Genomic DNA, 11,110 nt, shown 5'->3' with positions numbered 1-11,110 from the left:
CGGCAGCAGCGTCGCCTGGCGTCGCATTCAAAGCGGTGTTCGACACGGTCGGACCGCTGGTGGCGGACGGCGTAGCGGCGGGGACCTGGTGTTTGTTCGACATGGCGGACTCCTGGAAGCGGCAGATCATAGCGCCGCGCCAATTCATAATTATGAATTCAGGTTTGATTACACTCCAGCCTCCAACCGCTTTTTTCACCCGCTTTTTTCACCCGCTTCCGACATCCATGTCGACCTCCGCCTCGCCGGCCCCTGGCCCGCTGACCCCGCTTGCACCCCGCGCCCTCTATGAAGAGGTCGCCGAGCGGCTGCGCCAGCGCATCTTTGCGCGCGAGCTGGAACCCGGCAGCTGGATTGACGAGCTCAAGCTCTGCGCCGAACTCGGCATCAGCCGCACGCCCATGCGGGAAGCGCTGAAGGTGCTGGCCAGCGAAGGCCTGGTGACCATGCGGGTGCGCCGCGGCGCCTATGTGACCGAGATGTCGGAGCGGGACGTGCGCGAGGCCTACCAACTCCTCTCGCTGCTGGAGAGCGACGCCGCCGCCCAGGTGGCGCAGGCGGCCGACGAGGCGCAGCGGGTCGAGCTGCAGTCGCTGCATGACGAACTCGAGGCCGCGCTGGACGAGCGCGAGCGCTTCTTCGCCGCCAATGAGCGCTTTCACCTGCGCATCATCGAGATCGACGGCAATCGCTGGCGCATGCAGTTCATCACCGACCTGCGCCGGGTGATGAAGCTCAACCGCCATCACTCGCTGTTCATGCAGGGACGGCTGCAGGAATCGCTGCAGGAGCACCGCGACATCCTGGCGGCCATCCTGGCGGGCGACGCCGTGCGCAGCGCCGAGTTGGTGCGTCGACATTTCGACAACGGCCTCCGAGCAACTCAGCACGCGGCCGATTGAGGTCGGCCCGACGGGCAAGCCCGGTCGACCGACGACGCCCCTCGGAGGCCGAGGCGGTCGCGTCGCCACGACGCCCTTCCCCACCGAATGGCCAACTCGATCACGGAATCGTCATCCCTGAACGCGAGATCAACGCCGCCTGAATGCTTTTGTTCTTCGATCGGATTTGAATGTCCGTTCCTCCGCCTTTGCAACGACCTTCCAAACGTCGTTTTGAAAGACCTTTTTGGAGAATCAGAAGAACTTTCGGGATTCTTGCCGACATCTCCTTCGGCGCCGTTTGCCAACCTTTTCACGGAGGTCACAAACCCGCGCGAGATAGTTATCGAGATATGCCCGGCCGGTTTGAGACATCCATCACGGGCGGCGGATTTCGCCCGCTCTGTTACAGGTCTGTGAAGACATCGCCGCGCTCAAGTTCCGGGCCGAATCGCCGACAACCCCGATGAACGCGGGATGAACGTCGATCTTGTCCAGCCACTCTGACCCCGCATTCGCGGGCTTTACGTCTGACATGTAAGCGTGAACTGAGGCCGACTCCACGCCCTTTTGTTTGCTTCAACGTAAAGAAGTGAGCCATACCATGTCCGGGCTAGCTCAAGTTTGTCATTCAGCGTCCGAAAACCCGAATGACGGCATCCCGAAGCGGCTTGCCGCTGGAAGTTAGAGATCGATAAACGAAGCGCCTATGGGCGCAACAGCCCATAGCGCACGGAGCTCCAAGATGGCATCGCTGATTACCAACCTGTCCACCGACCAGATCCAGGCGCTGACGTCCACGACGCTCGCCCGACTGACCAGCGAAGACTGGGCCGCCTTCACCTCGGACCAGTTCCAGGCCCTGACGACCTCCCAGTTCGCCACCCTGGGCACCAAGGCTGTGTCGTTCTTCACGACCAGCAACATCGCCGCCATCGAGTCTGATGACCTGCGCGCCCTCAGCACGGCGGCCGTCCGCACCTTCAGCACCGAGCAGCTGAATTCGCTGGGCTCGGACCAGTTCGGCAGCCTGACGACCCGCCAGGTCACCTCGCTGAGCACCCAGCAGGTGCGCGGCCTGGAATCCGACGACCTGAACGCCTTGGGCTCCGACCAGATCCGTTCGCTGAGCTCGCAGCAGGTGGCCGCCATCACCACCAGCCTGATCGGCACCATGGTCTCGGACGACCTGCAGGCCCTCAAGACTGAACAGATCCGCGCGCTGAGCTCGCAGCAGGTTGCCGCCATCTCGACCGAAGGCGTGGCCGCCCTCACCACCCAGCAGGCCCAGGCCATCACCAGCACCCAGGCCGGCGCACTGACCTCCGACCAGGCCGCCGCGCTGACCTCCGACGCCGTGCACTCGCTGAGCACCGCCGCGGTGAAGTCGCTGGGCACCGACCAGGTCGCTGCGCTGAACTCCGACCAGATCGCCGCGCTGACCACCGCGCAGATCAGTGCGCTGACCACCGGCCAGATCCGCCAGTTCAGCAGCGACGAGATCGCCGCGCTGGACACCAACCAGATCCGCGCCATCACCACCGCCCAACTGGCCGCCCTGACCACCGACCAGCTCGGCGGCCTGGCCAGCGAGGATGTGCAGGCCCTGTCGACCGCCCAGGTCCGGGCCTTCAGCTCGACCCAGCTGGGCGCGCTGAGCTCCGATTCCATCGAGGCGATGAGCTCCGGCCAGATCGGCGCACTCTCGTCCATCCAGATCAAGGGCCTGACGACCGACCAGATCGCTGCGATCAGCTCGGACGACATGAAGGCGATCTCGACCAGCACGCTGCGTGCGTTGTCGACCGACCAGTTCGAAGCCCTGAATTCGGACCAGGTGTCCGCGCTGACCTCCGCCCAGGTGGCCGCCCTGACGACCGGTCAGGTGTCGGTGCTCTCCACCGATGACCTGAATGCGTTGAACAGCAGCCAGATCCGCGCCCTGGGCACCGCCCAGGTCGCGGCGCTGTCGACCGACCAGGTCGCCGGCATGGAAACCGCCGATGTCCAGGCCCTGACCACCGGTCAGATCCAGGCCCTGAGCTCCGGCCAGGTGGCCGCGCTGAGCACCGATGCCATCGTCGCCCTGGGTTCGGCCCAGGTCGCCGCGCTGAGCAGCCGCCAACTGGCGGGCCTGTCGACCGACCAGGTGGCCGCGATCGAATCCGGTGACCTGCGCGCGCTGTCCACCAATGCCATCCGTTCGCTGACCACCGACCAGTTCGATGCGCTGAACTCCGACCAGGTCGGCGCGCTGACCACCGGCCAGATCGCCGCGCTGACCACCGGCCAGGTGGCCGCCATGTCCAGCGATGACCTGAATGCGCTGGGCAGCGCCCAGATCCGCGCCCTGGGCACCGCCCAGGTCGCCGCACTGACCACCGGCCAGGTGGCCGGCATGGAAAGCGCCGATGTCCAGGCCCTGAGCACCGCCCAGGTCCAGGCCCTGAGCTCGTCGCAGGTGGGCGCCCTGTCCACCGACAACATCGCCGCCCTGACCTCCGGTCAAGTCGCCGCCCTGAGCACCCGCCAGATCGCCGGCCTGTCGACCGACCAGATGGCCGCCATCGAGACCGGTGACCTGCGCGCCATGTCCACCGGCGCCATCCGCTCGCTGACGACCGACCAGTTCGCCGCGCTGAACTCCGACCAGGTCGGCGCGCTGTCCACCGGCCAGATCGCCGCCCTGACCACCGGCCAGGTGGCCGGCATGGCCACCGATGACCTGAATGCCCTGGGCAGCGCCCAGATCCGCGCCCTGGGCACCGCCCAGGTCGCCGCGCTGTCGACCGAGCAGGTCAACAGCATGGAAAGCGCCGATGTCCAGGCCCTCACCACCGGCCAGGTCAGCGCGCTGAGCTCCACCCAGATCGGTGCCCTGTCCACCGACAACATCGCCGCCCTGACCTCCGGTCAAGTGGCCGCCCTGAGCACCCGGCAGATCGCCGGTCTGTCGACCGACCAGGTCGCGGCCCTGGAGACCGGCGACCTGCGCGCCATGTCCACCGCCGCGATCCGCTCGCTGACCACCGACCAGTTCGATGCGCTGAACTCCGACCAAGTCGGCGCACTGACCACCGGCCAGGTCGCCGCGCTGACCACCGGCCAAGTGGCCGCCATGGCCACCGACGACCTCAATGCCCTGGGCAGCGCCCAGATCCGCGCCCTGGGCACCGCCCAGATCGCCGCGCTGACCACCGGCCAGATCGCCGGCATGGAAAGCGCCGACGTCCAGGCCCTGACCTCCTCGCAGGTGCAGGCCCTGAGCTCGTCGCAGATCGGTGCCCTGTCGACCGACAACATCGTGGCGCTGAGCTCCAGCCAGGTCGCCGCCCTGAGCACCCGCCAAGCCTCGGGCCTGACGACCGACCAGATGGCCGCCCTGGAGACGGGCGACCTGCGGGCCCTGTCCTCCGCCGCCATCCGCGCGCTGGACAGCAGCCAGCTGGATGCCCTGGGCTCCGACCAGATCGCCGCGCTGACCACCGCCCAGGTCGCCGCGCTGTCCACGGCGCAGATCGCCAACCTCTCCAGCGATGACCTGAATGCGCTGACCAGCGCCCAGATCAAGGCCCTGAGCACCACCCAGATCGCCGCCCTGACCACCGCGCAGGTCTCGACCCTGACCAGCGACGATGTGCAGGCGCTCACCACCAACCAGATCGCCGCGCTGAGCTCCGGTCAGGTCGGTGCGCTGTCGACCGAAAACGTCGCCGCGCTGAGCTCGTCCCAGATCGCCCCGTTGAACACCCGCCAGGTCGGCGGCCTGACCACCGACCAGGTCGGTGCGATCGAGACCGTCGACGTCAAGGCCCTGAGCACCCAGGCCCTGCGTGCCCTGAGCACCGATCAGATCGATGCCCTGAGCTCCGACCAGGTCGCCGCGCTCACGACCGCCCAGGTCGCCGCGCTGAGCACCCAGCAGGTGGTGGCGCTGGCCACGGACGACCTCAACGCCCTGGGCAGCGCCCAGATCCGCGCCCTGTCCACCGCCCAGGTGGCCGCGCTGACGACCGGCCAGATCGCCGGCATGGAAAGCGCCGACGTCCAGGCCTTCACCACCGCCCAGGTGGCCGCCCTGAGCTCCGGCCAGATTGGCGCGCTGAGCACCGAGAACGTCGCGGCCCTGAGCTCCGCCCAGGTCGGCGCACTCAGCAGCCGCCAGGTGGCCGGTCTGACGACCGACCAGATGGCCGCGCTCGAAACCGGCGACATCAAGGCCCTGTCCACCGTCGCCCTGCGCGCCCTGGACAGCAGCCAGCTCGATGCGCTGGGCTCCGACCAGATCGCCGCCTTGTCGACGGTGCAGGTCGCCTCGCTGACCACCGGCCAGATCGCCAACCTGTCCAGCGATGACCTCAATGCGCTGACCAGCGGCCAGTTCAAGGCCCTGTCCACCGCGCAGGTCGCCGCCCTGACCACCGACCAGGTCTCGACCATGACCAGCGACGACGTCGCTGCCCTGACCACCAACCAGATCCAGGCGCTGGGCTCGGGCCAGATCGGTGCGCTGTCGACCGACGCCGTCGTGGCCCTGACCTCCGCCCAGGTCGGTGCCTTGACCACCCGGCAGGTGGCCGGCCTGACGACCGACCAGGTCGCTGCGCTGGAAACCGGTGACCTCCGCGCGCTGAACAGTGCCGCCCTGCGTGCCCTGACCAGCGACCAACTGAATGCCCTGGGCTCCGACCAGATCGAAGCGCTGTCGACGGTGCAAGTCGCCGCGCTGAGCACCGGCCAGATCGCCAACCTGACCAGCGACGACCTCAATGCGCTGACCAGCGGCCAGATCAAGTCGCTGTCGACCCAGCAGGTCGCCGCGCTGACCACCGGCCAGGTCTCCACCATGACCAGCGACGATGTCGCCGCCCTCACCACCGGCCAGATCGGCTCGCTGAGCTCCGGCCAAGTCGGTGCGCTGTCGACCGACGCGGTCGTGGCGCTGAGCTCGGTGCAGGTCGGCGCGCTGACCAGCCGCCAGGTGGCCGGTCTGACCACTGATCAGATGGCCGCGCTCGAAACCGCGGACGTCAAGTCGCTCTCCACCGCCGCCATCCGCGCGCTGGACAGCAGCCAGCTGGACGCGCTGGGTTCGGACCAGGTCGCCGCCCTGTCGACCACCCAGGTCGCCGCCCTGTCCACCGGCCAGGTCAGCAACCTGAGCAGCGATGACCTGAACGCGCTGACCAGTGCCCAGATCAAGGCGCTGTCGACCCAGCAGGTCGCCGCGCTGACCACCGGCCAGGTGTCGACGATGACCAGCGACGATGTGCAGTCGCTCACCACGGCCCAGGTCGCCGCGCTCAGCTCGGCCCAGGTCGGCGCGCTGAGCACCGACGCGGTCGTGGCCCTGACCTCGACCCAGGTCGCTTCGCTGACGTCTCGCCAAGTCGCCGGATTGACCACCGACCAGATCGCCGCGATCGAATCGGCCGACCTGAAGGCGCTGTCCACCGTCGCCCTGCGTGCGCTGACCAGCGACCAGCTGGAAGCGCTGAGCTCCGACCAAGTCCAGGCCCTGAGCACCAACCAGGTGTCGTCGCTGACGACCACCCAGGTTTCGCAACTGGCCACCGACGACTTCGCCGCCCTCACCACCGGCCAACTGCGAGCCCTGACCACCGGCCAGGTCGCCGCGCTGAGCTCGGCCGAACTCGAGGCGCTGGACAGCGACCAGATCGCCGCCCTGACGACCAACCAGGTCGCTGCCCTGACCACCGGCCAGATCAGCAACCTGGGCAGCGATGACCTGAACGCGCTGACCAGCGCGCAGATCAAGGCGCTGTCGACCCAGCAGGTCGCCGCGCTGACCACCGACCAGGTCTCGACGATGACCAGCGACGACGTCGCTGCGCTGACGACCAACCAGGTCGCCGCCCTGAGCTCCGGCCAGATCGGCGCGCTGAGCACCGATGCCATCGTCGCGCTGGGTTCCACCCAGGTCGCCGCGCTGACCACCAAGCAGGTGGCGGGCCTGACGACCGACCAGATGGCCGCCCTCGAGACCGGTGACCTGAAGGCCCTGTCGTCCACCGCGCTGCGCGCCCTGGACAGCAGCCAGCTCGATGCCCTGGGCTCCGACCAGATCGCCGCCTTGACCACCCAGCAGGTGTCGGCCCTGACCACCGGCCAGGTGAGCAACCTGTCCAGCGACGACCTGAACGCGCTGACCAGCGCGCAGATCAAGGCGCTGTCGACCCAGCAGGTCGCCGCGCTGACGACCGGCCAGGTCTCGACGATGACCAGCGATGACGTCGCCGCGCTGACGACCAACCAGGTCGCCGCCCTCAGCTCCGGCCAGATCAGCGCGCTGAGCACCGACGCGATCGTCGCGCTGGGCTCCACCCAGTTCGCTGCGCTGACCACCCGCCAGGTGGCCGGCCTGACGACCGACCAGATGGCCGCCATCGAGACCGGTGACCTGAAGGCGCTGTCCACCGTGGCCGTGCGTGCCCTGGGCACCGACCAGATCGACGCCCTGGGCTCCGACCAGATCGCCGCGCTGACGACCGCCCAGGTCGGTGCGCTGACCACGGCCCAGGTCGCCAACCTGTCCAGCGACGACCTCAATGCGCTGACCAGCGGCCAGATCAAGGCGCTGTCGACCCAGCAGGTCGCCGCCCTGACCACTGGCCAGGTCAGCACCATGGAGTCGGCCGACGTGGCCGCGATGACCTCGCAACAGGTCGCCGCGCTCAGCTCGGCCCAGCTCGGTGCGCTGAGCACCGACGCGATCGTGGCGCTGAGCTCCACCCAGGTGGCCGCGCTGAGCAGCCGCCAGGTGCTCGGCCTGACCACCGACCAGGTGGCCGCCCTCGAGACCGGTGACCTCAAGTCGCTGACCACCAATGCCCTGCAGGCGCTGTCCTCGGACCAGCTCGACGCCCTCGGCTCCGACCAGGTCGCCGCGCTGACGACGCAACAGGTCGCCGCCCTGACCACCGGCCAGGTCAGCAACCTCACCAGCGATGACCTGAACGCACTGACCAGTGCCCAGATCAAGGCGCTGTCGACCCAGCAGGTGGCCGCCCTGACCACCGGCCAGGTCTCGACGATGACCAGCGACGATGTGCAGTCGCTCACCACCGCCCAGGTCGCCGCGCTCAGCTCGGCCCAGGTCGGCGCGCTGAGCACCGATGCCGTCGTGGCCCTGACCTCGAACCAGGTCGCTTCGCTGACGTCTCGCCAGGTCGCCGGACTGACCACCGACCAGATCGCTGCGATCGAATCGGCGGATCTGAAGTCGCTGTCCACCGTCGCCCTGCGGGCCCTGACCAGCGACCAGTTGGAAGCGCTGAGCTCCGACCAGGTCCAGGCCCTGAGCACCACCCAGGTGTCGTCGCTGACGACCGCCCAGGTGTCGCAACTGGCCACCGACGACTTCGCTGCGATGACCACGGCGCAACTGCGCGCCCTGACCACCGGCCAGGTCGCCGCCCTGACCTCGGCTGAACTGGAAGCCCTGGGCAGCGATCAGATCGCCGCCCTGACGACCAACCAGGTCGCCGCCCTGACCACCGGCCAGATCAGCAACCTGACCAGCGACGACCTGAACGCGCTGACCAGCGCGCAGATCAAGGCACTGTCCACCGCCCAGGTGGCCGCGCTGACCACCGATCAGCTCAGCACCCTGGAGACGGCCGACGTGGCCGCCCTGGCGACGAATCAGATCGCCGCCCTCGGCTCGGCCCAGGTGGGCGCGCTGGGTACGGATGCGATCGTCGCGCTGAGCTCGCAGCAGGTCGCCGCCCTCGGCTCCCGGCAGGTGGCCGGCCTGACCACCGACCAGATCGCCGCGATCGAAACCGGTGACCTCAAGGCCATCACCACCGTCGCCCTGCGGTCGCTGACCAGCGACCAGCTCGATGCCCTGGGCTCCGACCAGATGGCCGCGCTGACCACGCAGCAGGTCTCGTCGCTGACCACCGGCCAGCTGAGCAACCTGAGCAGCGACGACCTGAATGCGCTGACCAGCGCCCAGGTCCGCGCCCTGACCACGCAGCAAGTCGCCGCCCTGACCACCGGTCAGGTGTCGACGATGACCAGCGAGGACGTGGCGGCCTTCAGCTCCACCCAGATCCAGGCGCTGAACTCGGCCCAGATCGGCGCGCTGGCCACCGATGCGGTGGTGGCGCTCAGTTCCACCCAGGTCGCGGCCCTGAGCTCCGCCCAGGTGCTGGGTCTGACGACCGACCAGATGGCGGCGATCGAATCGGGTGACCTCAAGTCGCTGTCCACGGTGGCCCTGCGTGCGCTCTCGAGCGACCAGCTGGAAGCCTTGAACTCCGACCAGATCAGCTCGCTGACCACGACCCAGGTCGCGTCGTTCACCACGGCGCAGATCGCCAACCTGACCAGCGACGACCTGAATGCGCTGACCAGCAGCCAGATCCGCGCCCTGAGCAACACCCAGATCCAGGCGCTGACCACGGCCCAGGTCTCGACGATGACCAGCGAGGATGTCGCCGCGCTGACCTCGACCCAGATCCAGGCCCTCGGTTCCGCCCAGATCGGTGCGCTGAGCACGGACGCGATCGTGGCCCTGAGCTCGACCCAGGCCGCGGTGCTGAGCTCGGCCCAGGTCGACGGCCTGACCACCGACCAGATCGCCGCCTTCGAGACGGTGGACCTGCGCGCCCTGAGCACCCTGGCGATCCGCTCGCTGGACAGCGCTCAACTGGAGGCGCTGGACTCCAACCAGATCGCGGCCCTGTCGACCGCCCAGGTGGCCTCGCTGAGCACGCTGCAGGTCAGCCAACTGGTCACCGACGATGTGCAGGCCCTGACCTCCGGCCAGGTCTTCGCCCTGAACTCGGCCCAGTTGCAAGCTCTGACCACCGAACAGGTGGCGGCCCTGGACAGCGGTGACCTCGCGGTCATCAGCAGCGCCAACATGCGGGCCTTCGGCTCCGCGGACTTCGAAGCCTTCAGCTCCGACCAGATCCATGCGCTGACGGCCTCGCAGTGGAGCGCGGTGGGCAGCTCGCAGATCATCGGCATCGAAACCGCCGACATCGGCGCCATCACGACCGCCGGCATCCACGCGCTGAGCACCGCCGCGGTCCATGCCTTCGGCACGGATCAGATCGCGGCCTTGACCACCGAGCAGATCCACGAGTTCAGCACCGCCCAGATCCGCGCCCTGGGCACGGACCAGATCGCGGCACTGACCACGGACGACATCGGTGCGCTGACCAGCAGCCACTTCATGTCGATGACCTCGGCCCAGGTGCATGCCTTCTCGACCGACCAGATCCTGGCCTTCGGTTCCGAGGACATCCATGCGCTGACCTCGATCCAGATCCAGGGCCTGACGACCGACCAGATCGTCGCCATGACGTCGGACCAGTTCGTCGGCTGGGAAACCCAGGATCTGGCCTCCATGAACATGGAGCAGGTGCTGGCGATGACCTCCGACCAGAAGGCCGGCTGGAGCAACGAGCAGATCAATGCCCCGTTCCTGGCCAGCCCGATCGTGCTGGACCTGGATGGCAACGGCATCCAGACCCTGTCGGCCAGCAACGGCGTGAACTTCGACGTCAACAACACCGGCCACACCGACAAGTGGGGCTGGGTGGGTGGCAACGACGGTCTGCTGGCGATGGACCTGAACGGCGACGGCCAGGTCAACAGCGGTGCGGAACTGTTCGGCGCCGGCACGGTGGTCAATGGCCAGAAGGGTGCGGACGGCTTCACCGCCCTCGCCTCGCTGGACACCAACCACGACGGCCACATCAATGCGCAGGACACGGCCTTCAACAAGCTGTCGGTCTGGGTCGATGCCAACCATGACGGCAAGACCGATGCCGGTGAGCTGAAGGGCCTGGTGGATCTGGGCATCAGCGACCTCAACCTGGGCGCCGTCAAGGGCACGGCGGTGGACAACGGCAACGTCCTGGGTCTGGTGTCGAGCTTCACCAAGTCCGATGGCAGCACGCATGAGATGACCGACGTCTGGTTCGCCAAGGACGGCGCCACGCAGACCGCCACCGGCGCCTCCACGGTGCAGCTGGGCGACCTGCTGGCGGCGCCCACCGGCAACCTGCTGGGCGACCCGGCCAGCACGGCCGCCACGGCTGCCGGCACCACCGCGGCAGCGGCCGGAACGGCGACTGCGGCGACGTCGACCGCCGAGCACATCAACCACGACCTGCTGGCCGCGGCCTACAAGCCCAAGCTGCATGACGACGATGTGAACAACACGCCGCTGATCTGAGACCTGTAAGAAG

At 68.2% G+C, this 11,110-nt stretch carries 2 protein-coding genes; both read left to right on the top strand.

The genetic code is table 11. The features are described 5' to 3' along the window. The first annotated feature begins 227 nt into the window (after positions 1-227). Positions 228-902, top strand: a complete 675-nt coding sequence (locus tag N4261_RS10210; RefSeq protein ID WP_261760042.1) for a GntR family transcriptional regulator — start codon at positions 228-230, stop codon at positions 900-902. A gap of 724 nt (positions 903-1,626) precedes the next feature. Next, complete coding sequence (locus N4261_RS10205; RefSeq protein ID WP_261760041.1) at positions 1,627-11,097, top strand: SPM autocatalytic domain-containing protein; 9,471 nt, start codon at positions 1,627-1,629, stop codon at positions 11,095-11,097. Positions 11,098-11,110 lie beyond the last annotated feature (13 nt).

The organism is Roseateles amylovorans, assembly GCF_025398155.2.
GTDB classification, from domain to species: domain Bacteria; phylum Pseudomonadota; class Gammaproteobacteria; order Burkholderiales; family Burkholderiaceae_C; genus Roseateles; species Roseateles amylovorans.
Note: the sequence above shows the minus strand (reverse complement) of the source record. Positions and strands in the feature narration are given on the sequence as shown.

Bases quoted from the DNA above. Each gene is read 5' to 3' on its own strand.
- N4261_RS10210 (WP_261760042.1), top strand. From the start codon at position 228: ATGTCGACCTCCGCCTCGCCGGCCCCTGGCCCGCTGACCCCGCTTGCA.
- N4261_RS10205 (WP_261760041.1), top strand. From the start codon at position 1,627: ATGGCATCGCTGATTACCAACCTGTCCACCGACCAGATCCAGGCGCTG.